This window comes from Pseudomonas sp. WJP1, assembly GCF_028471945.1.
Lineage (GTDB): Bacteria > Pseudomonadota > Gammaproteobacteria > Pseudomonadales > Pseudomonadaceae > Aquipseudomonas.
In genome coordinates this window covers 6340009-6364283 of record NZ_CP110128.1, presented here as the reverse complement: position 1 = coordinate 6364283, position 24275 = coordinate 6340009, and the positions used below count along the sequence as shown (strand labels likewise).

At 58.2% G+C, this 24275-nt stretch carries 31 protein-coding genes; 25 read left to right on the top strand and 6 right to left on the bottom strand.

Annotated elements, in window-relative coordinates:
* Position 1 precedes the first annotated feature (1 nt).
* From rpsQ to bfr, 20 genes are all read left to right on the top strand, one after another.
* Positions 2-268, top strand: a complete 267-nt coding sequence (gene rpsQ, locus OH720_RS28695; RefSeq protein WP_003176419.1) for a 30S ribosomal protein S17 — start codon at positions 2-4, stop codon at positions 266-268.
* Between the two features lie 23 nt (positions 269-291).
* Entirely contained in the window at positions 292-660 is a 369-nt protein-coding gene (gene rplN / locus OH720_RS28690) for a 50S ribosomal protein L14 (RefSeq protein WP_002555479.1), read from the top strand.
* An 11-nt stretch (positions 661-671) separates the two neighbouring features.
* Positions 672-986 carry a 50S ribosomal protein L24 gene (gene rplX / locus OH720_RS28685; RefSeq protein WP_003186046.1) on the top strand — a complete coding sequence of 105 codons (315 nt, stop codon included), beginning with the start codon at positions 672-674 and terminating at the stop codon, positions 984-986.
* 20 nt (positions 987-1006) lie between these two features.
* The gene (gene rplE / locus OH720_RS28680) at positions 1007-1546 is read left to right on the top strand and encodes a 50S ribosomal protein L5 (protein WP_003210069.1); all 540 of its coding nucleotides are present in this window, start codon (positions 1007-1009) and stop codon (positions 1544-1546) included.
* 13 nt (positions 1547-1559) lie between these two features.
* Positions 1560-1865, top strand: a complete 306-nt coding sequence (gene rpsN, locus OH720_RS28675) for a 30S ribosomal protein S14 (RefSeq protein WP_003176414.1) — start codon at positions 1560-1562, stop codon at positions 1863-1865.
* A 209-nt stretch (positions 1866-2074) separates the two neighbouring features.
* A complete protein-coding gene (gene rpsH, locus OH720_RS28670) occupies positions 2075-2467 on the top strand; it encodes a 30S ribosomal protein S8 (RefSeq protein ID WP_008065722.1) in 393 nt (130 codons plus the stop codon).
* Positions 2468-2479: 12 nt separating this feature from the next.
* Complete coding sequence (gene rplF, locus OH720_RS28665) at positions 2480-3013, top strand: 50S ribosomal protein L6 (RefSeq protein ID WP_003176412.1); 534 nt, start codon at positions 2480-2482, stop codon at positions 3011-3013.
* A gap of 10 nt (positions 3014-3023) precedes the next feature.
* Positions 3024-3374: a 50S ribosomal protein L18 gene (rplR, locus tag OH720_RS28660; protein WP_003186037.1), complete on the top strand. Its 351-nt coding sequence runs from the start codon at positions 3024-3026 to the stop codon at positions 3372-3374.
* A gap of 3 nt (positions 3375-3377) precedes the next feature.
* Entirely contained in the window at positions 3378-3878 is a 501-nt protein-coding gene (gene rpsE, locus OH720_RS28655; RefSeq protein WP_003186035.1) for a 30S ribosomal protein S5, read from the top strand.
* Between the two features lie 2 nt (positions 3879-3880).
* Complete coding sequence (rpmD, locus tag OH720_RS28650) at positions 3881-4057, top strand: 50S ribosomal protein L30 (RefSeq protein WP_003176408.1); 177 nt, start codon at positions 3881-3883, stop codon at positions 4055-4057.
* 3 nt (positions 4058-4060) lie between these two features.
* Complete coding sequence (gene rplO, locus OH720_RS28645) at positions 4061-4498, top strand: 50S ribosomal protein L15 (RefSeq protein ID WP_003228720.1); 438 nt, start codon at positions 4061-4063, stop codon at positions 4496-4498.
* Complete coding sequence (secY, locus tag OH720_RS28640) at positions 4499-5827, top strand: preprotein translocase subunit SecY (RefSeq protein WP_003228718.1); 1329 nt, start codon at positions 4499-4501, stop codon at positions 5825-5827. It begins immediately after the preceding gene.
* Positions 5828-5851: 24 nt separating this feature from the next.
* Positions 5852-5968 carry a 50S ribosomal protein L36 gene (rpmJ, locus tag OH720_RS28635; RefSeq protein ID WP_002555468.1) on the top strand — a complete coding sequence of 39 codons (117 nt, stop codon included), beginning with the start codon at positions 5852-5854 and terminating at the stop codon, positions 5966-5968.
* 129 nt (positions 5969-6097) lie between these two features.
* Entirely contained in the window at positions 6098-6454 is a 357-nt protein-coding gene (gene rpsM, locus OH720_RS28630; RefSeq protein ID WP_009045849.1) for a 30S ribosomal protein S13, read from the top strand.
* Between the two features lie 30 nt (positions 6455-6484).
* Positions 6485-6874, top strand: coding sequence for a 30S ribosomal protein S11 (rpsK, locus tag OH720_RS28625; protein ID WP_002555466.1), 390 nt, complete (start codon positions 6485-6487; stop codon positions 6872-6874).
* A gap of 18 nt (positions 6875-6892) precedes the next feature.
* On the top strand, positions 6893-7513 hold the full coding sequence (rpsD, locus tag OH720_RS28620) for a 30S ribosomal protein S4 (protein ID WP_003176404.1): 621 nt from the start codon (positions 6893-6895) through the stop codon (positions 7511-7513).
* A 22-nt stretch (positions 7514-7535) separates the two neighbouring features.
* A complete protein-coding gene (locus tag OH720_RS28615; protein WP_007970428.1) occupies positions 7536-8537 on the top strand; it encodes a DNA-directed RNA polymerase subunit alpha in 1002 nt (333 codons plus the stop codon).
* A 42-nt stretch (positions 8538-8579) separates the two neighbouring features.
* The gene (rplQ, locus tag OH720_RS28610; RefSeq protein ID WP_007970429.1) at positions 8580-8966 is read left to right on the top strand and encodes a 50S ribosomal protein L17; all 387 of its coding nucleotides are present in this window, start codon (positions 8580-8582) and stop codon (positions 8964-8966) included.
* A 238-nt stretch (positions 8967-9204) separates the two neighbouring features.
* Positions 9205-10659, top strand: coding sequence for a catalase (locus OH720_RS28605; protein WP_272603741.1), 1455 nt, complete (start codon positions 9205-9207; stop codon positions 10657-10659).
* Positions 10660-10808: 149 nt separating this feature from the next.
* Positions 10809-11273 (top strand): bacterioferritin, encoded by a 465-nt coding sequence (bfr, locus tag OH720_RS28600; RefSeq protein WP_007970123.1) that lies wholly within the window; start codon positions 10809-10811, stop codon positions 11271-11273.
* Positions 11274-11339: 66 nt separating this feature from the next.
* Here bfr and uvrA read toward each other — a convergent pair whose 3' ends face one another.
* Complete coding sequence (uvrA, locus tag OH720_RS28595; RefSeq protein WP_272603740.1) at positions 11340-14174, bottom strand: excinuclease ABC subunit UvrA; 2835 nt, start codon at positions 14172-14174, stop codon at positions 11340-11342.
* A 191-nt stretch (positions 14175-14365) separates the two neighbouring features.
* Here uvrA and OH720_RS28590 point away from each other — a divergent pair, with 191 nt between their 5' ends.
* Both OH720_RS28590 and OH720_RS28585 read left to right on the top strand, forming a co-directional pair.
* Positions 14366-15763 carry an MFS transporter gene (locus tag OH720_RS28590; protein WP_272603739.1) on the top strand — a complete coding sequence of 466 codons (1398 nt, stop codon included), beginning with the start codon at positions 14366-14368 and terminating at the stop codon, positions 15761-15763.
* Between the two features lie 9 nt (positions 15764-15772).
* The gene (locus OH720_RS28585; RefSeq protein ID WP_008065729.1) at positions 15773-16291 is read left to right on the top strand and encodes a single-stranded DNA-binding protein; all 519 of its coding nucleotides are present in this window, start codon (positions 15773-15775) and stop codon (positions 16289-16291) included.
* Positions 16292-16372: 81 nt separating this feature from the next.
* Here OH720_RS28585 and OH720_RS28580 read toward each other — a convergent pair whose 3' ends face one another.
* Entirely contained in the window at positions 16373-16924 is a 552-nt protein-coding gene (locus OH720_RS28580) for a cysteine hydrolase family protein (RefSeq protein ID WP_272603738.1), read from the bottom strand.
* 102 nt (positions 16925-17026) lie between these two features.
* Between OH720_RS28580 and OH720_RS28575 the strand changes: the two genes are divergently transcribed.
* The 3 genes from OH720_RS28575 (at position 17027) to OH720_RS28565 (ending at position 20178) form a co-directional block, all read left to right on the top strand.
* Positions 17027-18019 carry a GlxA family transcriptional regulator gene (locus OH720_RS28575; RefSeq protein ID WP_272603737.1) on the top strand — a complete coding sequence of 331 codons (993 nt, stop codon included), beginning with the start codon at positions 17027-17029 and terminating at the stop codon, positions 18017-18019.
* A gap of 301 nt (positions 18020-18320) precedes the next feature.
* Complete coding sequence (locus OH720_RS28570; RefSeq protein WP_272603736.1) at positions 18321-19430, top strand: DUF3182 family protein; 1110 nt, start codon at positions 18321-18323, stop codon at positions 19428-19430.
* Positions 19420-20178 (top strand): alpha/beta hydrolase family protein, encoded by a 759-nt coding sequence (locus OH720_RS28565; protein ID WP_180204419.1) that lies wholly within the window; start codon positions 19420-19422, stop codon positions 20176-20178. The genes OH720_RS28570 and OH720_RS28565 overlap by 11 nt, the downstream gene beginning before the upstream one ends.
* A gap of 66 nt (positions 20179-20244) precedes the next feature.
* On the opposite strand, the gene OH720_RS28560 is transcribed toward OH720_RS28565, so the two are convergent.
* Genes OH720_RS28560 through OH720_RS28545 form a run of 4 tightly spaced genes read right to left on the bottom strand, consistent with a single transcriptional unit; the run spans position 20245 to position 24230 of the window.
* The gene (locus OH720_RS28560; protein ID WP_272603735.1) at positions 20245-21231 is read right to left on the bottom strand and encodes a lysylphosphatidylglycerol synthase domain-containing protein; all 987 of its coding nucleotides are present in this window, start codon (positions 21229-21231) and stop codon (positions 20245-20247) included.
* Positions 21218-22513, bottom strand: a complete 1296-nt coding sequence (gene clsB / locus OH720_RS28555; RefSeq protein WP_272603734.1) for a cardiolipin synthase ClsB — start codon at positions 22511-22513, stop codon at positions 21218-21220. Before clsB ends, OH720_RS28560 begins: the two co-directional genes overlap by 14 nt.
* The gene (locus OH720_RS28550) at positions 22510-23307 is read right to left on the bottom strand and encodes an endonuclease/exonuclease/phosphatase family protein (RefSeq protein ID WP_272603733.1); all 798 of its coding nucleotides are present in this window, start codon (positions 23305-23307) and stop codon (positions 22510-22512) included. Before OH720_RS28550 ends, clsB begins: the two co-directional genes overlap by 4 nt.
* Complete coding sequence (locus OH720_RS28545) at positions 23304-24230, bottom strand: DUF72 domain-containing protein (RefSeq protein WP_008065745.1); 927 nt, start codon at positions 24228-24230, stop codon at positions 23304-23306. The genes OH720_RS28550 and OH720_RS28545 overlap by 4 nt, the downstream gene beginning before the upstream one ends.
* Between the last annotated feature and the right edge of the window lie 45 nt (positions 24231-24275).

Sequence of the window (24275 nt, the reverse complement as noted above, 5' to 3'; positions counted from 1 at the left end):
CATGGCTGAAGCCGAAAAAACTGTCCGTACGCTGACTGGCCGTGTTGTCAGCGACAAGATGGACAAAACCATCACCGTTCTGATCGAGCGTCGCGTTAAGCACCCGATCTACGGTAAATACGTTAAGCGTTCGACTAAGCTGCACGCGCACGACGAAACCAATCAGTGCCACATCGGCGACAAAGTCACTATTCGTGAAACTCGTCCTTTGGCCAAGACCAAGTCTTGGGCGCTGGTTGATGTTCTCGAACGCGCTGTGGAAGTCTAAGGACTAGGGGTCGGAGAAATTATATGATTCAGACTCAATCCATGCTCGATGTGGCCGATAACAGCGGCGCACGCCGCGTTATGTGCATCAAGGTGCTGGGTGGCTCCCATCGTCGTTACGCTGGTATCGGTGACATCATCAAAGTTACCGTCAAGGAAGCAATTCCTCGCGGTAAAGTGAAAAAAGGCCAAGTGATGACTGCTGTTGTAGTCCGCACTCGTCACGGCGTACGTCGTGCTGATGGCTCCATTATCCGCTTTGATGGCAACGCTGCTGTTCTTCTGAACAACAAGCAAGAGCCGATCGGCACCCGTATCTTTGGGCCAGTGACCCGTGAACTTCGTACTGAGAAGTTCATGAAGATCGTCTCGCTCGCCCCAGAAGTGCTGTAAGGAGATCCGACATGCAAAAGATTCGTCGTGACGACGAGATCATCGTGATCGCCGGCAAAGACAAAGGTAAGCGCGGTAAGGTGCTGAAGGTTCTTGCTGACAACCGTCTGGTTGTTGGTGGTCTGAACCTGGTCAAGCGTCATACCAAGCCTAACCCGATGTCGGGCGTACAAGGCGGTATCGTCGAGAAAGAAGCGCCACTGCACGCTTCTAACGTAGCCATCTTCAACGGCGAAACCAACAAGGCTGACCGCGTTGGTTTCAAAGTAGAAGACGGTAAGAAAATTCGTGTCTTCAAGTCGACCCAAAAAGCGGTTGATGCTTGAACACTGCTAGGTAGAAGACCATGGCACGACTAAAAGAGATTTACCGGAAGGAAATCGCTCCGAAACTTAAGGAAGAACTTAAGCTTTCGAACGTGATGGAAGTTCCGCGCGTTACCAAAATCACCCTGAACATGGGTCTGGGCGAAGCGATCGGCGACAAAAAAGTCATCGAGCACGCTGTTGCTGACCTGGAAAAGATCACCGGCCAGAAAGTCGTTGTGACCTACGCTCGCAAATCCATCGCTGGCTTTAAAGTCCGTGAAGGTTGGCCGATCGGCGTCAAAGTGACCCTGCGCCGTGAGCGTATGTACGAGTTCCTGGATCGTCTGCTGTCGATCTCCCTGCCTCGGGTTCGCGACTTCCGCGGCCTGAATGCCAAGTCCTTCGATGGTCGTGGTAACTACAGCATGGGCGTGAAAGAGCAGATCATCTTCCCGGAAATCGACTACGACAAGATCGATGCTCTCCGCGGTCTGGACATCACCCTGACCACCACTGCCAAGAACGATGATGAAGGCCGCGCTCTGCTGCGTGCGTTCAAATTCCCGTTCCGCAACTGATTGGAGTAGGACCATGGCCAAGATGAGCATGAAAAACCGCGAGCTGAAGCGTCAGCTCACGGTTGCCAAGTACGCCAAGAAGCGTGCAGCACTGAAAGCTATCATCGTTGATCTGAACGCAAGTCCAGAAGCACGTTGGGAAGCTACAGTTGCCCTGCAGAAGCAGCCACGTGACGCAAGCGCTTCGCGCATGCGTAACCGCTGCCGCCTGACCGGTCGTCCACACGGCGTTTACCGCAAGTTCGGCCTTGGCCGTAACAAACTGCGTGAAGCGGCAATGCGTGGTGACGTACCAGGTCTGGTTAAAGCCAGCTGGTAAGTACTGTCAAAGTCTCGGTGCGAGGGTTCGCAAGAACCTGACCACCGGTGGCCTTGAATCTGGATCAAGCCCCTTTTGGGGCTTGATTCATTTCTGGGGTGTGTCTAGAATACCCGGCTCGCCTGAGCCCGTGTTTTTTATGCCCGGAAATTCTCGGCGACACGTAGTAGCCGCAAGGCTAATTTTTCTGTATTAGGAGCGTCTAGCCCATGAGTATGCAGGACCCGTTAGCGGACATGCTAACTCGAATCCGTAATGCCCAGATGGCTGAAAAGTCCGTCGTAAGCATGCCATCTTCCACGTTGAAGGTAGCTGTTGCCAAAGTCCTGAAGGACGAGGGTTACATCGCGGGTTATCAGATCAGCAGCGAAACAAAACCACTGCTGTCTATCGAGCTGAAATACTTCGAAGGCCGTCCGGTTATCGAAGAAGTGAAGCGCGTTAGCCGTCCAGGCCTGCGTCAGTACAAGTCCGTCGATGATCTGCCAAAAGTACGTGGCGGTCTCGGTGTGTCTATCGTCTCCACCAACAAGGGTGTGATGACTGATCGTGCTGCGCGCGCTGCCGGTGTCGGCGGCGAAGTTCTTTGCACTGTGTTCTAAGGGGGGATAAGCATGTCTCGCGTCGCTAAGAACCCCGTTAAGCTGCCAGCCGGCGTCGAAGTAAAATTCGCAGGCCAACAGCTTTCGGTGAAGGGTGCCAAGGGCACTCTCGAACTGAACATCCATTCGTCCGTTGAGATCGTTGAAGAAGCTGGTGAGCTGCGTTTCGCTGCTCGCAATGGCGATCAACAAACTCGCGCAATGGCTGGTACCACTCGTGCGTTGGTAAATAACATGGTCCAAGGCGTAAGCCAAGGCTTCGAGCGCAAGCTCCAGCTGGTCGGTGTTGGTTACAAAGCGCAAGCAAAAGGCACAGTGCTGAACCTGGCTCTTGGCTTCTCGCACCCAGTGGATTATGAACTGCCGGAAGGCATCACCGCTGAGACTCCTAGCCAGACCGATATCCTGATCAAGGGCATCGACAAGCAGCTGGTAGGTCAAGTGGCCGCCGAGATCCGCGACTTCCGTCCACCAGAGCCGTACAAAGGCAAAGGTGTGCGCTACGCGGACGAAGTCGTCCGTCGTAAAGAAGCCAAGAAGAAGTAGGGCATAGCAAATGACCGACAAAAAAGTTACTCGACTGCGTCGCGCTCGCAAAGCACGCCTGAAAATGCACGAACTCGAAGTCGTGCGTCTCTGCGTGTTCCGCTCGTCGCAGCACATCTACGCCCAGGTCATTTCGGCCGACGGCAACAAAGTCCTGGCAAGCGCCTCGACTTTGGATAAAGAACTGCGTGATGGCGCCACTGGCAACATCGACGCGGCCACTAAGGTTGGCCAGCTGGTCGCTACGCGTGCTAAGGCCGCTGGCGTCTCGCAGGTGGCTTTCGACCGCTCTGGCTTCAAGTACCACGGCCGCGTTAAAGCGCTGGCTGATGCTGCTCGTGAAGCTGGGCTGGAGTTCTAAGTTATGTCAAATAACGACCAAAAGCGCGACGAAGGCTACATCGAGAAGCTGGTTCAAGTTAACCGCGTAGCCAAAACCGTTAAAGGCGGCCGTATCTTCACTTTCACCGCGTTGACCGTGGTTGGTGATGGTAAAGGGCGTGTTGGCTTCGGCCGTGGCAAGTCGCGTGAAGTGCCTGCTGCGATCCAGAAGGCAATGGAAGCTGCTCGCCGCAACATGATCCAGGTTGATCTGAACGGCACCACTCTGCAGTACGCAATGAAGTCCGCCCATGGCGCTTCGAAGGTGTACATGCAGCCTGCTTCTGAAGGTACCGGTATCATCGCTGGCGGCGCAATGCGTGCCGTTCTCGAAGTTGCTGGCGTTCAGAACGTTCTGGCCAAGTGCTACGGCTCGACTAACCCGGTAAACGTGGTTCACGCCACTTTCAAGGGTTTGAAAGCAATGCAGTCTCCTGAGTCCATCGCTGCCAAGCGTGGCAAAAGCGTCAAGGAGATCTTCTGATCATGGCTACCGTTAAAGTTACGCTGATCAAAAGCATGACCGGCCGCATCCCTAACCACAAACTGTGCGTTAAGGGTCTGGGTCTGCGTCGCATCGGTCACACTGTAGAAGTCCAGGATACTCCCGAGAATCGCGGGATGATCAACAAGGCTTACTACATGCTGCGTGTCGAGGGTTAATCGATGAAACTCAATGATCTGAGTCCAGCGCCGGGTTCCCGTCGCGAAAAGCATCGTCCGGGCCGTGGTATCGGTAGTGGTTTGGGTAAGACTGGTGGCCGTGGTCACAAAGGTCAGACCTCCCGCTCCGGTGGCACCATTGCTCCAGGCTTTGAAGGCGGTCAACAGCCGCTGCATCGTCGCCTGCCGAAGTTCGGTTTCGTTTCCCTGAAAGCCATGGACCGCGCAGAAGTGCGTCTGTCCGAGCTGGCTAAAGTGGAAGGCGACATCGTCACCGTGCAGTCCCTGAAAGATGCCAACGTGATCAACGTCAACGTACAGCGTGTGAAAATCATGCTGTCCGGTGAAGTGACTCGCGCTGTCACTATCGGCAAGGGAATCGGCGCCACCAAAGGTGCGCGTGCGGCTATCGAAGCAGCTGGCGGCAAGTTCGAGGAATAAATGGCTAAGCAAGGTGCTCTCTCTGCGCTCGGCAAAGGCGGTATGTCTGAACTCTGGGCTCGTCTGCGTTTTCTGTTCCTGGCGATTATCGTCTACCGAATAGGCGCACACATCCCGGTTCCAGGTATCAACCCGGACCGACTCGCGGACCTGTTTCGACAGAATGAGGGGACCATTCTTAGCTTGTTCAACATGTTTTCCGGCGGCGCGCTGGAACGGATGAGCATCTTTGCGCTGGGGATCATGCCGTACATTTCGGCATCGATCATCATGCAACTGATGACCGCCGTCAGCCCGCAGCTGGAGCAGTTGAAGAAGGAAGGTGAAGCTGGCCGTCGCAAGATCAGCCAGTACACCCGCTACGGCACTGTCGTCCTAGCTCTCGTCCAGGCCATTGGCATGTCCATTGGTCTGGCGGGGCAGGGCGTTGCGTTCACTGGTGACTTTGGCTTCCATTTCGTCGCGGTATCCACATTTGTGGCTGGTGCGATGTTCATGATGTGGCTGGGTGAGCAGATTACTGAGCGTGGTGTTGGCAACGGTATCTCGATGTTGATTTTTTCGGGTATCGTCGCCGGTCTTCCGAGAGCGATCGGGCAGTCTTTCGAGTCTGCGCGTCAGGGTGATATCAACATCTTCGCCCTGGTTGCCATCGGTTTGCTGGCAGTAGCGATTATCGGTTTCGTGGTGTTCATTGAGCGTGGTCAGCGTCGTATTGCTGTTCACTACGCCAAGCGTCAGCAGGGCCGCAAGGTCTTCGCTGCACAGACAAGCCACTTGCCGCTGAAGGTGAACATGGCCGGTGTTATTCCGGCTATTTTCGCGAGCAGCATTTTGCTGTTTCCGGCTTCGTTGGGTGCCTGGTTCGGTCAGTCTGAAGGTATGGGCTGGTTGCAGGACATCTCGCAGTCGATCGCTCCTGGTCAGCCGTTGAATATTCTGCTGTTTAGTGCAGGGATTATTTTCTTCTGCTTCTTCTATACGGCGTTGATGTTCAATCCGAAAGACGTAGCGGAAAACCTGAAGAAGTCCGGTGCCTTTATTCCGGGCATCCGTCCAGGTGAGCAGTCTGCGCGCTACATTGATGGCGTTCTGACTCGCTTGACCATGTTCGGTGCTCTTTACATGACGGCCGTGTGCCTGTTGCCCCAGTTCCTGGTGGTTGCAGCCAACGTTCCGTTCTACCTTGGCGGGACCTCGTTGCTGATCGTCGTCGTGGTTGTGATGGACTTCATGTCCCAAGTACAATCGCACCTCGTTTCGCACCAGTACGAATCCCTGATGAAGAAAGCCAACCTGAAGGGTTACGGCAGCGGCATGCTGCGCTGACCCATAAGGTTCGAGGAGTTGGTGATGAAAGTTCGTGCATCGGTGAAAAAGCTGTGCCGTAACTGCAAGATTATTCGCCGCGAAGGTGTTGTTCGAGTAATTTGCAGCGCGGAACCGCGTCACAAACAGCGCCAAGGCTGAGTGTGATCTGCTTGAAGCCCGGCAGCTAGTGCGCTGCCGGGTTGATTATTTGTTATTACAGCGATATTATCTCGCGCCCTATTTCTTGGCTTCCGGGGCGTAGGTAGCTGTCAATTGGAGTCCCACTGAATGGCCCGTATTGCAGGCGTTAACATTCCAGATAACAAGCACACTGTTATCTCGCTGACCTACATCTATGGTGTTGGTCGCACTACTGCGCAGAAAATTTGCGCAGAGACTGGGGTAAACCCAGCCGCAAAGATCAAAGATCTGAGCGACGAGCAGATTGAGCAGTTGCGTGGCGAAGTGGCGAAGTTCACCACTGAAGGTGACCTGCGTCGCGAAATCAACATGAAAATCAAGCGTTTGATGGACCTCGGTTGCTACCGTGGTCTGCGTCATCGTCGTGGTCTTCCAGTACGCGGTCAGCGTACCAAGACTAACGCGCGTACCCGTAAAGGTCCGCGTAAGCCGATCCGCAAGTAATCGCCCACGCGAATCGACAGGAAATTAATCATGGCAAAACCTGCTGCTCGTCCTCGTAAAAAAGTTAAAAAGACAGTGGTTGATGGCATCGCCCACATCCATGCTTCTTTTAACAACACCATCGTGACCATCACCGACCGTCAAGGTAACGCGCTTTCTTGGGCTACCTCCGGTGGTTCGGGTTTCCGCGGTTCCCGCAAGTCCACCCCGTTTGCTGCTCAAGTAGCTGCTGAACGTGCTGGTCAAGCTGCGCTGGAATATGGCCTGAAAAACCTCGACGTCAACGTCAAAGGTCCAGGTCCAGGTCGTGAGTCTGCTGTCCGTGCATTGAACGGCTGTGGCTATAAGATCGCCAGCATCACCGACGTGACGCCAATCCCGCACAACGGGTGCCGTCCGCCGAAGAAGCGCCGCGTGTAATCCAGGAGATTGTAAAGAATGGCTCGTTACATTGGTCCAAAATGCAAACTCGCTCGTCGCGAAGGCACCGATCTCTTCCTGAAGAGCGGCGTGCGCGCGATCGAATCGAAGTGCAACATTGAAGCAGCACCTGGTATCCACGGCCAACGCCGCGGTCGCCAGTCCGATTACGGCACCCAACTGCGTGAAAAGCAGAAGGTCCGTCGTATCTACGGCGTTCTCGAGCGTCAATTCAGCGGCTACTACAAAGAAGCTGCTGGCAAGAAAGGTGCAACCGGTGAAAACCTGCTGCAACTGCTCGAATGCCGTCTGGACAACGTCGTATACCGTATGGGCTTTGGTTCGACTCGTGCCGAATCCCGTCAGCTGGTATCGCACAAGTCGATCAGCGTAAACGGTCAGACCGTTAACGTTCCGTCCTACCAGGTTCGTGCTGGTGACGTGGTTGCTGTTCGCGAGAAAGCAAAAAACCAACTTCGCATTGTCCAAGCTCTCGATCTGTGTGCCCAACGTGGCCGCGTAGAATGGGTAGAAGTAGACACTGAGAAGAAGTCGGGCGTTTTCAAGAACGTTCCAGCTCGCAGTGATCTGTCCGCCGACATCAACGAAAGCCTGATTGTCGAGCTCTACTCCAAGTAAGGGCTAGAAAATAGGTGCATCCATGCAGATTTCGGTAAATGAGTTCCTGACACCTCGCCATATTGATGTGCAAGTTGTCAGTCCAACCCGCGCCAAGATCACGCTCGAGCCTCTCGAGCGTGGCTTTGGCCACACCCTGGGCAACGCGCTGCGCCGCATCCTGTTGTCCTCAATGCCCGGCTGTGCAGTAGTCGAGGCCGAGATTGACGGTGTGCTCCACGAGTACAGCGCCATCGAAGGTGTACAGGAAGACGTAATTGAAATCCTGTTGAACCTTAAAGGTCTGGCTATCAAGCTGCACGGCCGTGACGAAGTTACGCTGACCTTGTCGAAGAAGGGTTCGGGGGTGGTTACCGCTGCCGATATTCAGCTGGATCATGATGTCGAGATCGTTAATCCCGATCACGTAATCGCTAACCTGGCGTCTAACGGCGCCCTGAACATGAAGCTCGTAGTAGCTCGTGGTCGTGGTTATGAACCGGCAGACTCGCGTCAGAGCGATGAAGACGAAAGCCGCAGCATCGGTCGCTTGCAGCTTGACTCTTCGTTCAGCCCGGTTCGCCGTATCGCATACGTGGTGGAAAACGCCCGTGTCGAGCAGCGTACTAACCTGGACAAGCTGGTTATTGATCTGGAAACCAACGGTACCCTGGATCCTGAAGAGGCTATCCGTCGTGCTGCAACCATCCTGCAACAGCAGTTGGCTGCGTTCGTCGACCTCAAAGGTGACAGTGAGCCAGTGGTTGTCGAGCAGGAAGACGAGATCGATCCGATCCTGCTTCGCCCGGTTGACGATCTGGAACTGACTGTACGTTCGGCTAACTGCCTTAAGGCGGAAAACATCTACTACATCGGCGACCTGATTCAGCGTACCGAAGTAGAGCTGTTGAAGACTCCGAACCTGGGCAAGAAATCCTTGACTGAAATCAAGGACGTTCTGGCCTCCCGCGGTCTGTCCCTCGGCATGCGCCTCGACAACTGGCCGCCTGCAAGTCTTAAGAAGGACGACAAGGCGACTGCCTGATCGTCGTAATCACCGAACGTAGTGTTTGGTAAGGAATGAACCATGCGTCATCGTAAAAGTGGTCGTCACCTGAGCCGCACCAGCTCGCACCGCAAGGCCATGTTCCAAAACATGGCGGTGTCGCTGTTCGAGCACGAGCTGATCAAAACTACTCTGCCAAAAGCTAAAGAACTGCGCCGCGTTGCCGAGCCGCTGATCACTTTGGCCAAGACAGACAGCGTTGCTAACCGTCGTCTGGCTTTCGACCGTACTCGTTCGAAAGCTATCGTTGGTAAGCTCTTCAACGACCTGGGCAAGCGTTACGCTACCCGTGAGGGTGGCTACCTGCGCATCCTCAAGTGCGGTTTCCGCGCTGGCGACAACGCGCCTATGGCGTACGTCGAGTTGGTTGATCGTGCTACTGCTGGCGAAGCTGTATCCGCCGAGTAAGACGTCAGTCTGAAACAAAGAACCGGGCCTAGTGCCCGGTTTTTTGTGTCTGCAAGTAAAGCGCGCTGCGTACAAGCGTTTAACCGCTTCAAGTGGTCATCATGGGTCGGAGATGATCATTAGTAATTTTCTATCGATGCTTGCAGGTTAATGAATTTGTAGGTGTCACATCGACGATCAATACTCCTTCTCAGCCGATTAGCCGGCAGTTCAAGACCGACAGAGGAAGGAAGATCACATGAGCCAAAGCAACACGCTTACAACCGCCAGTGGCGCTCCTGTCGCCGACAACCAGAATTCCCGCTCCGCCGGCCCTCGCGGCCCATTGCTGCTCGACGATTTTCACCTGATCGAGAAACTGGCCCACTTCAACCGTGAAAACATCCCGGAGCGTCGTGTGCACGCCAAGGGCTCGGGTGCCTACGGTACGTTTACAGTTACTCGCGATATCACCCAATACACCAGTGCCAAGCTGTTTGAGGCGGTCGGCAAGCAAACGCCAACCTTCCTGCGATTCTCCACTGTCGGTGGCGAGCGCGGTTCGGCGGATACCGAGCGTGACCCTCGTGGCTTCGCGCTGAAGTACTACACCGAAGAAGGCAACTGGGACATTGTCGGCAACAACACGCCAGTGTTCTTCATCCGCGATCCGCTCAAATTCCCGGACTTTATCCACACCCAAAAACGCCTGCCGCAAAGTAACCTCAAAAGCGCACAGGCAATGTGGGACTTCTGGTCGCATTCTCCGGAAGCGTTGCACCAGGTCACCATTCTATTCTCCGACCGGGGCATTCCCGACGGCTACCGCCACATGCACGGCTTCGGTAGCCACACCTACAGCCTGATCAGCGCCACAGGCGAGCGTCATTGGGTGAAGTGGCACTACAAGACCCAGCAAGGGATCAAGAATCTCGCACCTGCAGAGGCGGCGCGCCTGGCAGGTACCGATCCGGATTACGCCCAGCGCGACTTGTTCGAAGCCATTGAGCGCGGTGACTTCCCGAAATGGCGTGTGTGCATCCAGATCATGACCGAGGCTCAGGCTGCAGCGCACTACGAGAACCCGTTCGACGTGACCAAGACCTGGTCACAGAAGGAGTTTCCGTTGATCGAAGTCGGTGAATTGGAGCTCAATCGAAATCCACTGAACTACTTCGCCGAGGTCGAGCAAGCCGCATTCGGGCCAAGCAACATGGTGCCAGGCGTAGGTCTGTCGCCCGATCGCATGCTGCAAGGTCGCGTGTTCGCTTACGCGGATGCACACCGCTACCGTGTCGGCACCAATCACCAGCAATTGCCGGTGAATGCGCCGCGCAGCCCGGTTAACACCTATCAGCGCGATGGTTCGATGGCTTTTGGCAGCAATGGTGGTGCGGCGCCAAACTACGAGCCCAACAGCTATATCGAGTCGCCAAAGCAGGCGCCCCGTTATGCTGAGCCCGCGCTTGCATTAAGTGGTTCGGCCGATCGCTACGACCATCGCGAAGACACGGACTACTACAGCCACGCTGGCGCACTGTTCCGCCTGATGAGTGATGAGCAGAAAGCGCTGCTGGTCAACAACATCGCGGGCGCCATGGCGGGTGTTTCAAGCGACGTCGTCGACCGTCAGTTGCAGCATTTCTACAAGGCCGATCCGTCGTATGGAGAAGCAATCGCAACGCTGCTCAACGTACAGCTTAACGAAGTCTAAATGAGAAGCAGAACCGCCCTTATTAGGGCGGTTTTTGCGTTATTTAACCTGCTTTTCTCAGAATATCTTCGCTTTTGTTGCGTGTGGCGAGTGACGTTGCGGTCAGGTTGGTTCAAACTACAGACTTTAAAGCAGGGAGATGTAGGGCGATGCAAGGCCACCCAGACGTTATCGATTACCTCAACACGTTGCTGACCGGCGAACTGGCCGCGCGTGATCAATATTTCGTCCACTCGCGGATGTATGAGGACTGGGGTTTCACCAAGCTCTACGAACGAATCAACCACGAGATGGAAGAAGAAGCAGGGCACGCTGATGCTCTGATGCGCCGGATCCTGATGCTGGAAGGCACGCCGCGCATGCGTCCAGACGATCTGGATGTCGGCACCACGGTGACAGAGATGCTCGAAGCGGATTTGCGCCTGGAGTACAAGGTGCGGGCTGCGCTGTGCAAGGGCATCAAGCTCTGCGAGCAGCACAAGGACTATGTCAGCCGCGAAATGCTGCGGGTCCAGTTGCATGACACCGAAGAAGATCACACCTACTGGCTGGAAAAGCAGCTGGGCCTGATCAAGTTGATCGGTCTCGAGAATTACCTGCAATCCCACGCCTGATTGCGGCGAATACAAAAAAGCCCCTGTCACTGATGAAGTGACAGGGGCTTTTTCGTGGGGCCCCGATTAAGCCCGGTCACGCTCCAGCAGGGGCTTGAGGTAGTAACCGGTATGGGATTGCTTCATCTCCGAGACTTCTTCCGGCGTGCCGACGGCAATGATCTGCCCGCCCTTGGAACCCCCCTCCGGTCCCAGGTCCACCAGCCAGTCAGCAGTCTTGATGACGTCGAGGTTGTGCTCGATCACCACCACCGTATTGCCGTGGTCACGCAGTCGGTGCAACACGTCCAGCAATTGCTGGATGTCCGCGAAGTGCAGGCCGGTAGTCGGCTCATCAAGGATGTACAGGGTCTTGCCAGTGTCGCGCTTGGACAGCTCACGAGACAGCTTGACCCGTTGGGCCTCGCCACCGGACAGCGTGGTCGCCGACTGTCCCAGCTTGATGTACGACAGGCCTACGTCCATCAGTGTCTGCAGCTTGCGCGCCAGGGCCGGTACCGCATCGAAGAACTCCCGGGCCTCCTCAATGGTCATCTCGAGGGTTTCATGGATGCTCTTGCCCTTGTATTTGATCTCAAGGGTTTCGCGGTTGTAGCGCTTGCTCTTGCACACATCGCACGGCACATAGATGTCCGGCAGGAAGTGCATTTCCACCTTGATCAGGCCATCACCTTGGCAGGCTTCGCAGCGCCCGCCCTTCACGTTGAAGGAGAAGCGCCCAGGGCCATAACCGCGCGAGCGAGACTCCGGCACGCCGGCAAACAGCTCGCGAATCGGTGTGAACAGGCCGGTGTAGGTGGCCGGGTTGGAGCGTGGCGTACGGCCGATGGGGCTCTGGTCGATGTCGACGACCTTATCCAGGTGCTCCAGGCCCTTGATGCTGTCGTGAGCAGCCGCTTCCAGGGTGGTGGCACCGTTGAGCGCCGTGGCACTCAATGGGAAGAGCGTGTTGTTGATCAGCGTCGACTTGCCTGAGCCGGACACACCGGTAACGCAGGTCAGCAGGCCGATCGGAATCTCCAGGTCGACGTTGCGCAGGTTGTTGCCACGGGCGCCCTTGAGCGTCAGCGACAGCTTCTTGTTGCGCGGCGTACGCTTGGCCGGCACCGCGATCTTCACCCGGCCCGACAGGTACTTGCCGGTCAGGGAATCGGGATGCGCCATCACCTCGGCAGGCGTACCTTCGGCGACGATGTGCCCGCCGTGAACCCCTGCGCCCGGGCCGATATCCACTACATAGTCGGCCAGGCGAATCGCGTCTTCATCGTGCTCGACCACGATCACCGTGTTGCCGATGTCCCGCAGGTGTTTCAGGGTGCCAAGCAACCGGTCGTTATCACGCTGGTGCAGGCCGATCGAGGGTTCGTCGAGGATGTACAGGACGCCTACCAGCCCGGCGCCGATCTGACTGGCCAGGCGGATACGCTGGGCCTCACCACCGGACAGGGTGTCTGCGCTGCGATCCAGCGACAGATAATCGAGGCCGACGTTGACCAGGAACTGCAAACGCTCGCGAATTTCCTTGAGGATCTTGTCGGCAATCTCGCCACGACGGCCAGTCAGCTTCATTCCTTCGAAATAATCGCAGGCATCGCCGATCGGCAGGTTGGTCACCGCCGGCAGGGTTTTCTCGCCGACCCACACATGCCGCGCCTCGCGACGCAGCCGGGTGCCGCGGCAATCGGGGCAGGACTGGGTACTGAGGAACTTGGCCAGCTCTTCGCGCACCGAGGCCGACTCGGTTTCACGATAGCGACGTTCCAGGTTCGGCACGATGCCTTCGAACGGGTGCGAGCGCTTGACGATATCGCCCCGGTCATTCAGGTATTTGAAATCGACGTTCTGCGAGCCGCTACCGTGCAGGATGCTCTTCTGTTGATCCGCCGGCAGTTCGTTGAACGGCACTTCCAGGCTGAACTTGTAGTGGGAGGCCAGCGAACCGAGCATCTGGAAGTAATAGACGTTTCGCCGGTCCCAGCCGCGAATCGCGCCTTCGGCCAGGGTCAGCTCACCGTTGACCAGGCGCTTGATGTCGAAGAACTGCTTCACCCCCAGGCCATCGCAGGTCGGGCAGGCGCCAGCCGGGTTGTTGAAGGAAAACAGCTTGGGTTCGAGTTCGCTGATGGCATGCCCGCAAATTGGGCAGGCGAAGCGCGCGGAGAAGATCATCTCTTCGCCCGGCTCGTCGTCCATCGGCGCCACCAGGGCGATGCCGTCTGCCAGTTTCAGCGCGGTCTCGAAGGATTCGGCCAGGCGCTGTTGCAGGTCGGCGCGGACCTTGAAGCGGTCGACCACCACATCGATGGTGTGTTTTTTCTGCTTATCGAGCTTCGGCGCTTCGTCCAGCTCATACAGCTTGCCGTTGATCCGGGCACGGACGAAGCCTTGTGCGCGCAGTTCTTCGAAAACTGAAAGGTGCTCGCCTTTGCGCTCGCGAATGACCGGGGCCAGCAGCATGAGCTTGCTGCCCTCCGGTTGGGCAAGGACCAGGTCGACCATCTGGCTGACGGTTTGCGCCTCCAGGGGAATGTCGTGATCCGGGCAACGCGGAATGCCCACGCGTGCATAAAGCAGGCGCAGGTAGTCGTAGATCTCGGTGATGGTGCCGACGGTCGAACGCGGGTTGTGCGAGGTCGACTTCTGTTCGATGGAAATCGCCGGCGACAGGCCCTCGATGGTATCGACGTCAGGTTTTTCCATCATCGACAGGAACTGCCGGGCGTAGGCCGACAGCGACTCGACATAACGGCGCTGGCCTTCGGCGTACAACGTATCGAAAGCCAGGGACGACTTGCCCGAGCCGGACAGGCCGGTGATGACGATCAGCTTGTCCCGTGGCAGGGTCAGGTCGATGTTCTTCAGGTTGTGGGTTCGAGCCCCACGAATCAGGATCTTGTCCAAGGTGGCCTCGCTCGGCGGGCGTCGAAAACGTAGGAGTATACGGCCAAATACTGGATGGATGCACACTATCGAATGTTGCAATGGCTGCCTTACATGAAAGCTCTGTCATCTACACGCGGCAAAGCGTCGCGATATACCCTGCCAATCGATGGGACTGGTAGAATCGCCGCCGGTTCACATGAGGTTTTTCCATGCACGATCCCCACAGCGAGCGCATGAGTGGCAGCGAGACCCGCGCGGCAAGCGGTCTGGCCCTGGTGTTCGCCTTCCGTATGCTTGGCATGTTCATGGTGTTGCCGGTCCTGGCGACCTATGGCATGGACCTGGCAGGAGCGACCCCGGCCCTGATCGGGCTGGCGATTGGCGCTTACGGCCTGACCCAGGCGATTTTCCAGATTCCCTTCGGTTTCATTTCCGACCGCATCGGCCGCCGTCCGGTGATTTACCTGGGGCTGATCGTCTTCGCCCTCGGCAGCGTCCTGGCGGCCAACGCCGACTCGATCTGGGGGGTGATCGCCGGGCGGATCCTGCAAGGTGCCGGGGCGATTTCCGCGGCGGTGATGGCATTGCTCTCGGACCTGACCCGCGAGCAGCACAGGACCAAGGCCATGGCCATGATCGGCATGACGATCGGCCTGTCGTTTGCTATCGCCATGGTAGTAGGGCCGTTGCTGACCCGTGCTTTCGGGCTTTCCGGGTTGTTCCTCGCCACGGGTGGCATGGCGCTGGTCGGCATCTTGATTGTGATGTTCATGGTGCCGCGCTCCACGGGGCCGCTGCAGCACCGCGAATCCGGCGTCGCCCGCCAGGCGCTGATCCCGACGCTCAAGCACCCGGACCTGCTGCGCCTGGATCTTGGTATCTTTGTGTTGCACGCAATGCTGATGTCGAGCTTCGTTGCCCTGCCGCTGGCGCTGGTCGAAAAAGCCGGGCTGCCCAAGGAGCAGCATTGGTGGGTGTACCTGACCGCGCTGCTGATTTCCTTCTTCGCCATGATCCCGTTCATCATCTACGGCGAGAAGAGACGCAAAATGAAACGAGTTTTGCTCGGCGCCGTCGTGACGCTGATGCTCACTGAGCTATTCTTCTGGCAGTTCGGCGACAGCTTGCGGGCTCTGGTGATTGGTACCGTGGTGTTTTTCACCGCCTTCAATCTGCTGGAAGCTTCGTTGCCGTCGCTGATCAGCAAGGTTTCACCGGCGGGCGGCAAGGGCACGGCGATGGGGGTCTACTCCACCAGTCAATTCCTCGGGTCGGCACTGGGCGGCATACTCGGTGGCTGGCTGTTCCAGCATGGCGGTCTGTCGGTTGTGTTCCTTGGATGCGCCGGTCTGGCTGCCCTCTGGCTGGCCTTTGCTGTTACCATGCGTGAACCTCCCTACGTGACAAGCCTGCGCTTGCCATTGTCGCCCGAAGCGATCCGCGAAGCGGGCCTGGTCGAGCGCCTGAAGGCCGTCGTAGGGGTAACAGATGCAGTGATAGTCGCAGACGAAGCGGCGATTTACATCAAATTGGACACCGAACTATTGGATCGCACCACCCTTGAAAGCCTGGTGAACAACCCGGCCGGGGCAGCGTGCGTAGCCTAGGAGAACGTAATGGCCCGTGGGGTTAACAAAGTCATATTGGTCGGCACTTGCGGCCAGGATCCTGAAGTTCGTTACCTGCCGAATGGCAACGCCGTGACCAACCTGAGTCTGGCAACCAGCGAACAGTGGACCGACAAGCAAACCGGTCAGAAAGTCGAAAAAACCGAATGGCACCGTGTGTCGATGTTCGGCAAAGTTGCAGAGATCGCAGGCGAGTACCTGCGTAAAGGTTCGCAGGTCTACATCGAAGGCAAGCTGCAGACCCGCGAGTGGGAAAAAGACGGTATCAAGCGTTACACCACTGAAATCGTGGTCGACATGCAAGGCACCATGCAACTGCTGGGCGGTCGTCCACAACAGGGTGACCAGCAAGGCCAGGGCGGCGGTAACTACCAGCAATCCGCTCCGCGCCAGCAGGCTCCGCGTCCACAGCAGTCGGCACCGCAACAGTCGCGCCCGGCTCCTCAGCAGGCCGCTCCGCAGCCCGCTCCGGACTTCGACAGCTTCGATGACGATATTCCGTTCTAAGCATTTGCTTTCCCGAACGGCATAAATGAAAAGGCCCGTAACGATCAGTCGCTACGGGCCTTTTGCGTTTCCGGGGTTTAATCAGTTGGCCGCGAGAAACTCGTCAGTGGACACCACCTTGGCGTAGGCAAAACCCAATGCCGACATGAACGCGGCATGCACATGGGCCGCCGGAACGGTGAGGCCGTTGAACTCCAGGTCACGGGAGGCACAGGCATCATGGATCACCGTGACGCTGTAGCCCAGGTCATTGGCAGCGCGGGTGATGCCGTCGACACACATGTGGCTCATGCTGCCGACCACCACAAGTTCCTTGATGCCCTGCTCGTCGAGAATGGACTGCAGTTCGGTTTCACGGAACGAGTTGACGAAGTGCTTGAGCACCACCGGCTCATTGCCCTGGTTGAGGACTTTCGGGTGCAGCTTCGCGCCGTCGGACCCCGGGGTGAAAAACGGTGCTTCAGCGGAGGTGAATTCGTGGCGGATGTGCACCACCGAATCACCGGCGTCACGAAAGGCCTTGAGAAGACGAACGGCGTTGTCCGCGGCGGCATCGGCACCGGCCAATGGCCACTTGCCTTGGGGGAAGTAGTCTTTTTGGATATCGACTACGATGAGTGCTTGCTTGGCCATGACTGTTTCCTCGAAGTGCGGTTTGAATGTGGGATGAAGTATTGACCCTGGCAGACCGTCCAGGGATTGGCCGCACCGACAATAGAGGGGGGAAAACTGACAATGGATGCACAAAGGGCAATCGTCGAGCTGGGCGTGTTGATCTATCCCGGCGCGCAGATGGCGGCGGTGCATGGGTTGACGGATCTGTTCGGGGTGGCCAACCGCATCGCCGCCGAGCATCAGGCCGCGCGATTGCCTTTGTTGCGGATCAGCCATTGGCAGGTCGACGGCGAGCAGGCACCCGTTCGTGTCTATGACAGCCACCCCGCTGCGGACGGCGCATTGGTGGCGGTGTTGATTCCACCGTCGATTGCCGGGTTCAGCGAAGCCCAGGCGCCGCAGGCGCTGCTGCGCTGGCTTCGCCAGCAACATGCCAATGGCGCGACCCTGGGCGGTGTTTGCGTGGGTTCGTTGCTATTGGCTGAAAGTGGATTGCTCGACGGGCGCAGCGCCACCACTCACTGGACTTCCGCCAAAACCTTCGCCGAGCGCTACCCGGCGATCAACCTAAAAGCCGATACGCCCATCGTCGATGACGGTGACCTGATTACCACAGCCGGCCTGATGGCGTGGTCTGAATTGGGCCTGCGCCTGGTGGATCGTCTGTTGGGGCCGAGCATTGCCACCGGAACCGCACGTTTTCTGGTGGTGGAACACAGCGACAGCGCCAGTGAATGCGGCAGCAATTTCGCGCCGATTCTCAACCATGGCGATGCGGCGATTCTCAAGGTTCAACACTGGCTGCAAAGCACTGGCGCCACCGATGTCTCGCTGACGGCGATGGCTGAGCGGGCAGGGCTGGAAGAGCGAACGTTCCTGCGCCGATTCCGTGCGGCAACCGGGCTCAAGCCCACGGAGTATTGCCAGCACCTGCGAGTTGGTAAGGCCCGGGAAATGCTCGAATTTACCAATGGCACCATCGATCACATCGCCTGGACCGTTGGATATCAGGATCCCGGGGCGTTTCGTTCGACATTCAAGAAGATTACCGGGCTGGCGCCGAGTGATTATCGGGCGCGGTTTGGGGTGATGCCGAGTGTAGTAACCCGATAGGCGGATCACCACAAATCCCCTGTGGGAGCGAACCTGCTCGCGATGGCAGCGTGTCAGGCAACATGAATGGTGAATGTGCTGGCCTCATCGCGAGCAGGCTCGCTCCCACAGGGGGGAATAGCTACCTTGGGTCGTGCAAAATGCCAGAGTCTTGCAGCGAGTCGTGCAGAATAAAGCAGGCTCGGCGCTATACCTTTCCCGCAACTGACTGACTTTAATACAGTTTTTCTCGAAGAGACGCTTGGCCTGAACTCTGCACCCCATCAACTACAGTCAATCAGCGACAACTGAAGGGGGACGCATGACCCCAACCAACCGCAAGAAACTGGTAGTCGCCCATTCGGTGCGCGCCAATGCGCCGCAGCACGAAGTCGAAACCAATCGCGCCCTGGCCCGTTGGCTAGCGCAAATCCTCGGGCTCAAGTTCGGTGGCAGCTACGACCCGCAGGTGCATGGCGGGCGGGACATCTATCTGTTACCGACCCAGACACTGGTGGGCGCCGCTGCTGCGAAGCAGTTGGGCGTCAAGGGGCCAGAGGATTTGTGGGGCGGTTACGTCGAGCACGATTTCATCTGCACCAAGGCCATCAGCCATGGTTTGTTGAACCGGCAAGCCCATGCACCGCAAGGCTGGGCGCCGATGTTTTCCGAGCGGGTGCGCACGGTGGTGCTCGACGGTCTCAGTGTTTTCTCCTTTGACGATGCGCGGCCGGCGGCGGAGCATCTGCTCTACAGTGGCCCGATCCGCATGAAGCCGATTCATGCCTGCGCGGGCCGCGGCCAGGAAGTTATCAACAGCCTCGACCAGTTCGATGAAATCCTCGCCCGCCCGGAATCCAAGGCGATGTTCAATGAAGGTGTGGTGCTGGAGCAGGACCTGGACCAGGTGATTACCCACAGCGTCGGGCAGAGTTTCATCGGCGCCAGGTTGCTGAGTTATTGCGGTGATCAATATTTGACCAAAGACGCTCTCGGCGAAGAGGTCTATGGTGGTTCTAACCTGCTGGTGGTGCAGGGTGGTTACGACGATCTGCTGGCGCTGGACTTGCCTGAGGATGTGCGACTGGCAATCAGGCAGGCCAAGGTGTTCGACGCCGCCGCCGATGAAGCCTATCCCGGTTTCTACGCCTCGCGGCGCAATTACGACATCGCCCAGGGTATCGCCAGTGACGGCCAGCGACGCAGCGGCGTGCTCGAGCAATCCTGGCGCATGGGCGGGGCCAGCAGCGCTGAAGTGGCAGCGTTGCAGAGCTTCGTCAACGATCCGGGGATGCGCGCGATTCGCGTATCTTCGGTGGAAACCTATATCGATCAACCGCTGCCGGCGGACGCCATCGAGGTTTACCGCGGGCCGGCGGAAAACAGTGATTTCCTCCTCAAGTACGTAACGGTCAAATCCTATGACGGCTAGAAGCGAAAGCATTCAAATCGACATTGACGACGAACAGATGAGCGGGACTTTTCTCAGCCCCAAATCGAAAGTCCCCGGCGTGTTGTTCGTGCACGGTTGGGGCGGGAGCCAGGAGCGCGATCTGGAACGGGCAAAAGGCATCGCCGGGCTGGGTTGCGTGTGTTTGACCTTCGACCTGCGCGGGCACACCGGCGGCACGGGTATTCCCTTGACCCGCGTGACCCGTGAAGACAATCTGCGTGACCTGCTGGCGGCCTACGACCGCCTGCTTGCGCACCCGGCGCTGGATACTTCGGCGATTGCCGTGGTCGGCACCAGCTACGGCGGGTACCTGGCCTCGATCCTCACCTCGCTACGGCCGGTGCGCTGGCTGGCGCTGCGGGTGCCGGCGCTGTACCGCGACGATCAATGGCACACACCCAAGCGCGATCTGGACAAGCTCGATCTGCGCGATTACCGCAGTACGCTGGTGCGCGCCGATGGCAATCGGGCGCTGCATGCCTGCTCCGAATTTACGGGTGATGTGCTGTTGGTGGAGTCGGAAACCGATGACTACGTCCCCCACGCGACGATCATGAGTTATCGCGCGGCGTGTCAGCGGACACACTCGCTGACCCACCGGATTATCGATGGTGCGGACCATGCCCTCAGCGATCCTGTTTCGCAGCAGGCCTACACCTCGATCCTAGTGGGCTGGGTTACGGAGATGGTGGTGGGTGAGCGTTTGAGCATTATTCAATCCAAATGATCTGTGGTGTTCTTTCGGACGCCATCGCGGGCTTGCCCGCGATAGCGTCAGGACTGACAGCAAAAATCACTTGGGTTTCTTCGATATCCGCAGCGACTTGGCCTTGGCCTCCACCAGCAGGTACATCACCAGCGTAATCAACAACGGCAACAAAAAATAAATCGCCCGATACGCCAGCAGCCCCGCCACCAGACTGCCTCGCGATACCTCGTGTTGCAGCAGTGCGACGAACACCGCTTCCAGCACGCCGAGCCCGGCCGGGATGTGGGTGATGACCCCGGCGATGGCGCTGATCAGCAGCACGCCAAGCACCAGCGGATAGTCCAGTTTGCTCGGTAGCAGCGTAAAAATGACTGCGGCCATCAACGACCAGTTGAGTGCCCCGAGGGCCAGTTGCAGGATCGCCATGCGCAGTGACGGCAAGTTGATTTCGACCCCGCGAATCGCCCACTCACGGCGTTTGGAAAACTGGCAGGCGGCGAGGTATCCCGCGCTCACCAGCAACAACAAAACGCCCACGCCTTGCAGCGCGCCGCTACTGAGTTTCCAGCCTGGCGGCATGCGCACCAGCCCGCTGCTGAACACCGCGCCGGCAATCACCATGTAGCCGAACCAGTTGGTCGCCAGGCTCAGGCCGAGGATTTTTGCAATGTTGCTTTTGCTCACTCCGAGCCGCGAGTACAGCCGATAACGCATGGCGATGCCGCCGACCCAGGCACTCAGGTTGAGGTTGAAGGCGTAACTGATGATGCCCACCGGCAGGATCTGTTTCCACGTCAGGTCCTGGCGGATGTAGGTGCGGCCGATCAGGTCGAAGCAGGCGTAGACCAGGAAACTTGTCAGGGTCAGTCCGGAGGCGATGATCAGGGTGCGCACCTTGAAATCGGCCAGGGTGTCGAGCACTTCGTTCCATTCGATGCGCTGGGCAAACATCGTCAAGAGGACGATCAGCGCCAGGAAAAACAGCATCGTCAGCGGTCTTTTCCAACGACTCCAGCGCGACTTCGCCGGGTGCTCGGCGTGGGGCGCCGCGTGTACTTCAGTGCGGCTCATGTTGATCGCTCCCGGTCGGTGGGGTGAACGCTTTCAGGCGTGGTTTATGCGCGGGCAACCAACCGGCCCATGCCGGGAAGTGACGCAGGAAGTGGAACACCAGAAAGCCCACGGTCATGTGCCAGATTCGTCCGCGCGGCGCTTTGTCCACCGACATGGCCTTGCAATGGTTATCGCTGAGTTCTTCAAGTCGATCAAACAGGTCACGGTTGAATGCGCGGTCACGGATCAACACGTTGGCCTCCAGGTTCATCGACAGGCTCAACGGGTCAAGGTTGCTGGAGCCGACGGTGCTCCAGTCTTCGTCCACCAGCGCGACTTTGCCGTGCAGTGGCCGGTCACAGTATTCGAAGATTTTCACCCCGGACTTGAGCAGGTAATCGTAAGTCATGCGCGCCGCCAGCCTGGCCACCAGCAAGTCCGGCTGCCCCTGCAGGATCAGGCGCACTTCAACGCCGCGGCGCGCGGCGTTGCGGATCTCGCGCAGCAACCTGTAGCCAGGGAAAAAGTAGGCGTTGGCAATCACCACGCGCCGCTTCGCCGTACGCAACGCCAGGCGATAAACCTGTTCGATGTCGGTCGCGTGCTCGGCGTTATCGCGGTACACCAGCCGCACTTGGCCATCGTGATCGGTGACAGCCAGTTCCGAACGCCGTTGCCGACGCCGTTGCCACCAGTATTTGGCGTGGGCCGGGCGACCGCATTGCAGCAGGGCAAAGTGATGGATGTCGGCCACCGCCGGGCCTTCTACCTCGACCGAGTAATCCTGCTTGGCCTCGGGGCCGAAATCGGCCAGATGGTCGGCGGAAAAGTTGATCCCGCCAATGAATGCAATCGTCCCGTCCACCACCACGATCTTGCGGTGCAGGCGTCGAAACCAGTTGGTGCGAATGCCCAGGCGCTTGGGCGCCGGGTCGAACATTTGCAGATGCACACCGGCACCGCTCAAGGCGGTGAGGTAATCGGCAGTCAGTTCTCCGCAGCCAAACCCGTCGAAGCTGGCCGTCACGCGAACACCCCGTTGTGCCGCCTCGATGAGCACGGTCTTGAGTTCTTCGCCGACCTTGTCCTCGAACACAATGAAGGTTTCCAGGAGGATTTCGGTTTTGGCCTGGCGCATGGCCTCGAACACCCTGGGGAAATAGGCTTCGCCGTTTTCCAGCAGTTCAACCCGATTGTTGCCTTGCCAACCGTACTCGACATCGACGGCTGCCGGCTCGCTGATGGGGGGCGCGGCAATGGTGCTTTCCACGGTGTTTTTTTCCATCGACGGAATGCTCATAGCTCGATCTCCACCGACAACGGTGCGTGATCCGAGAGGTGCGACCAGGGGCGCGTCGTCAGAACCTGCGGATAGCTGGCCTTGAGATTGCGCACGTAGATGCGGTCCAGGCGCAGTGTCGGCAGTCGCGCGGGGAAACTGCGTGCCGGCTTGCCGTGGTGCTCGGCGAACACCTCGCGCAAACCGCAGGGCTTGAGCAGGGCATCGGCGCGTTGGCGCCAGTCGTTGAAGTCACCGGCGACGATCACCGGCGCGTCACCTGGCAACGACTCGAGGCGGCGCAGCAGTAACTGGAGCTGTGCATTGCGATGACTTTCGCGCAAGCCGAGATGGACGCAAATGGCATGCACCTCCGGGCCTTCACCCGGCAGGCGCAGCACACAATGCAAAATGCCGCGGTTCTCGTGGCCGCTGATGGAGACGTCGAGGTTGTCGTGCCGCACGATCTGGAATTTCGACAGCAAGGCGTTGCCGTGATCGCCTGCCGGATAGACCGCGTTGCGGCCGTAGGCAAACTGCGGCCAGAGGGTGTCCGCGAGGAATTCATACTGGGGTATCGCCGGCCAATTGTCGTAGCGCTTGTGGTGATGTTCGTGGGTGCCGTGTACCTCCTGCAGAAACACCACGTCGGCGGATACACTGCGCACCGCTTCGCGCAGTTCAGGCAGGATGAAACGCCGGTTCAGCGCAGTGAAACCCTTGTGGGTGTTGACCGTCAGTACGGTGAAACGGTGCACCGTGGGATCGATGCTCGCCTGCTCGTCGGTAGCGCCAACCGGTTCGGAAATGCTCATGGCAGCACTCCTTCGGCGACCGGTTCGCCGGGGGTGGTGAGCAGGTCTTTGTCGAGATCGAAGCGTTCGAGCAAGCGGCGCGCATCGAAGGGCGCGCGGACCTTGATGTCGTTATCGAAGTAGCAGAACACTTCTCGCGACTTGCGCACCCTGGGTTTCAGGCGCGGCGCGATCAGCTGCGGATCAGCCGGTTGTCGCCCGTGATGCCAGGCATCGATCCGCTCAGCCCAACGCTTCAGGGCCTGAGGGGTGTAGCCGCTGGCGTAGAGCTCTTCGGCACCGTGCAAGCGCACGTACACGAAGTCGCTGGTGAGGTCTTCGCGATACGGCCATTTACCGGCGGTGTCGGCGATTACCAGGGCCGTGTTGTAACGTTTGAGCAGGCGCACGAATGCCGGATCGATGAAGCTCTCGTTGCGGATTTCCACAGCATGGCGCAAGGGCTTTTTCCTGCTCGCCTTGAGGCTGGCGTGCCCGTTCACGTGGGCATCGTGCTGGCGGGCGAGGGCGGCGGCCTGTTGGGTGTCGTGGGGTAATTGCTCGAGGAAGGCCTCGAACAGTTCGGCGTCGAATTTGAAGTTGGGCGGAAACTGCCAGAGTATGGGGCCGAGTTTTTCCTTGAGTTCCAAGACTCCGGAGGCGAAGAAATTCGCCAAGGGTTTGTGGATGTCACGCAGACGCTTGATATGGGTGATGAAGCGCGGCGCCTTGACGCTGAACACAAAGTGCACCGGGGTTTCGGCGTACCACTGGGCGTAGCGTTCAGGCCGCTGCAGGGCGTAGAACGATCCATTGATCTCGATGCTGTTGACTGCCCGCGAAGCGAATTGCAATTCGCGCTTCTGGGCCAGCCCCTTCGGGTAGAAATCCCCCCGCCAGGGCGTGTAGCGCCAACCTGAAATGCCGATGTGAATCGCCGCCATGTCGCCTCCCGCCTGACTGCCCCCTGATCTTTTGATGACTGCCAG

Excerpts from the sequence above, each read along its gene's own strand:
- rpsQ (WP_003176419.1), top strand. The coding sequence starts at position 2 with ATGGCTGAAGCCGAAAAAACTGTCCGTACGCTGACTGGCCGTGTTGTC.
- rplN (WP_002555479.1), top strand. The coding sequence starts at position 292 with ATGATTCAGACTCAATCCATGCTCGATGTGGCCGATAACAGCGGCGCA.
- rplX (WP_003186046.1), top strand. The coding sequence starts at position 672 with ATGCAAAAGATTCGTCGTGACGACGAGATCATCGTGATCGCCGGCAAA.
- rplE (WP_003210069.1), top strand. The coding sequence starts at position 1,007 with ATGGCACGACTAAAAGAGATTTACCGGAAGGAAATCGCTCCGAAACTT.
- rpsN (WP_003176414.1), top strand. The coding sequence starts at position 1,560 with ATGGCCAAGATGAGCATGAAAAACCGCGAGCTGAAGCGTCAGCTCACG.
- rpsH (WP_008065722.1), top strand. The coding sequence starts at position 2,075 with ATGAGTATGCAGGACCCGTTAGCGGACATGCTAACTCGAATCCGTAAT.
- rplF (WP_003176412.1), top strand. The coding sequence starts at position 2,480 with ATGTCTCGCGTCGCTAAGAACCCCGTTAAGCTGCCAGCCGGCGTCGAA.
- rplR (WP_003186037.1), top strand. The coding sequence starts at position 3,024 with ATGACCGACAAAAAAGTTACTCGACTGCGTCGCGCTCGCAAAGCACGC.
- rpsE (WP_003186035.1), top strand. The coding sequence starts at position 3,378 with ATGTCAAATAACGACCAAAAGCGCGACGAAGGCTACATCGAGAAGCTG.
- rpmD (WP_003176408.1), top strand. The coding sequence starts at position 3,881 with ATGGCTACCGTTAAAGTTACGCTGATCAAAAGCATGACCGGCCGCATC.
- rplO (WP_003228720.1), top strand. The coding sequence starts at position 4,061 with ATGAAACTCAATGATCTGAGTCCAGCGCCGGGTTCCCGTCGCGAAAAG.
- secY (WP_003228718.1), top strand. The coding sequence starts at position 4,499 with ATGGCTAAGCAAGGTGCTCTCTCTGCGCTCGGCAAAGGCGGTATGTCT.
- rpmJ (WP_002555468.1), top strand. The coding sequence starts at position 5,852 with ATGAAAGTTCGTGCATCGGTGAAAAAGCTGTGCCGTAACTGCAAGATT.
- rpsM (WP_009045849.1), top strand. The coding sequence starts at position 6,098 with ATGGCCCGTATTGCAGGCGTTAACATTCCAGATAACAAGCACACTGTT.
- rpsK (WP_002555466.1), top strand. The coding sequence starts at position 6,485 with ATGGCAAAACCTGCTGCTCGTCCTCGTAAAAAAGTTAAAAAGACAGTG.
- rpsD (WP_003176404.1), top strand. The coding sequence starts at position 6,893 with ATGGCTCGTTACATTGGTCCAAAATGCAAACTCGCTCGTCGCGAAGGC.
- OH720_RS28615 (WP_007970428.1), top strand. The coding sequence starts at position 7,536 with ATGCAGATTTCGGTAAATGAGTTCCTGACACCTCGCCATATTGATGTG.
- rplQ (WP_007970429.1), top strand. The coding sequence starts at position 8,580 with ATGCGTCATCGTAAAAGTGGTCGTCACCTGAGCCGCACCAGCTCGCAC.
- OH720_RS28605 (WP_272603741.1), top strand. The coding sequence starts at position 9,205 with ATGAGCCAAAGCAACACGCTTACAACCGCCAGTGGCGCTCCTGTCGCC.
- bfr (WP_007970123.1), top strand. The coding sequence starts at position 10,809 with ATGCAAGGCCACCCAGACGTTATCGATTACCTCAACACGTTGCTGACC.
- OH720_RS28590 (WP_272603739.1), top strand. The coding sequence starts at position 14,366 with ATGCACGATCCCCACAGCGAGCGCATGAGTGGCAGCGAGACCCGCGCG.
- OH720_RS28585 (WP_008065729.1), top strand. The coding sequence starts at position 15,773 with ATGGCCCGTGGGGTTAACAAAGTCATATTGGTCGGCACTTGCGGCCAG.
- OH720_RS28580 (WP_272603738.1), bottom strand. The coding sequence starts at position 16,924 with ATGGCCAAGCAAGCACTCATCGTAGTCGATATCCAAAAAGACTACTTC.
- OH720_RS28575 (WP_272603737.1), top strand. The coding sequence starts at position 17,027 with ATGGATGCACAAAGGGCAATCGTCGAGCTGGGCGTGTTGATCTATCCC.
- OH720_RS28570 (WP_272603736.1), top strand. The coding sequence starts at position 18,321 with ATGACCCCAACCAACCGCAAGAAACTGGTAGTCGCCCATTCGGTGCGC.
- OH720_RS28565 (WP_180204419.1), top strand. The coding sequence starts at position 19,420 with ATGACGGCTAGAAGCGAAAGCATTCAAATCGACATTGACGACGAACAG.
- OH720_RS28560 (WP_272603735.1), bottom strand. The coding sequence starts at position 21,231 with ATGAGCCGCACTGAAGTACACGCGGCGCCCCACGCCGAGCACCCGGCG.
- clsB (WP_272603734.1), bottom strand. The coding sequence starts at position 22,513 with ATGAGCATTCCGTCGATGGAAAAAAACACCGTGGAAAGCACCATTGCC.
- OH720_RS28550 (WP_272603733.1), bottom strand. The coding sequence starts at position 23,307 with ATGAGCATTTCCGAACCGGTTGGCGCTACCGACGAGCAGGCGAGCATC.
- OH720_RS28545 (WP_008065745.1), bottom strand. The coding sequence starts at position 24,230 with ATGGCGGCGATTCACATCGGCATTTCAGGTTGGCGCTACACGCCCTGG.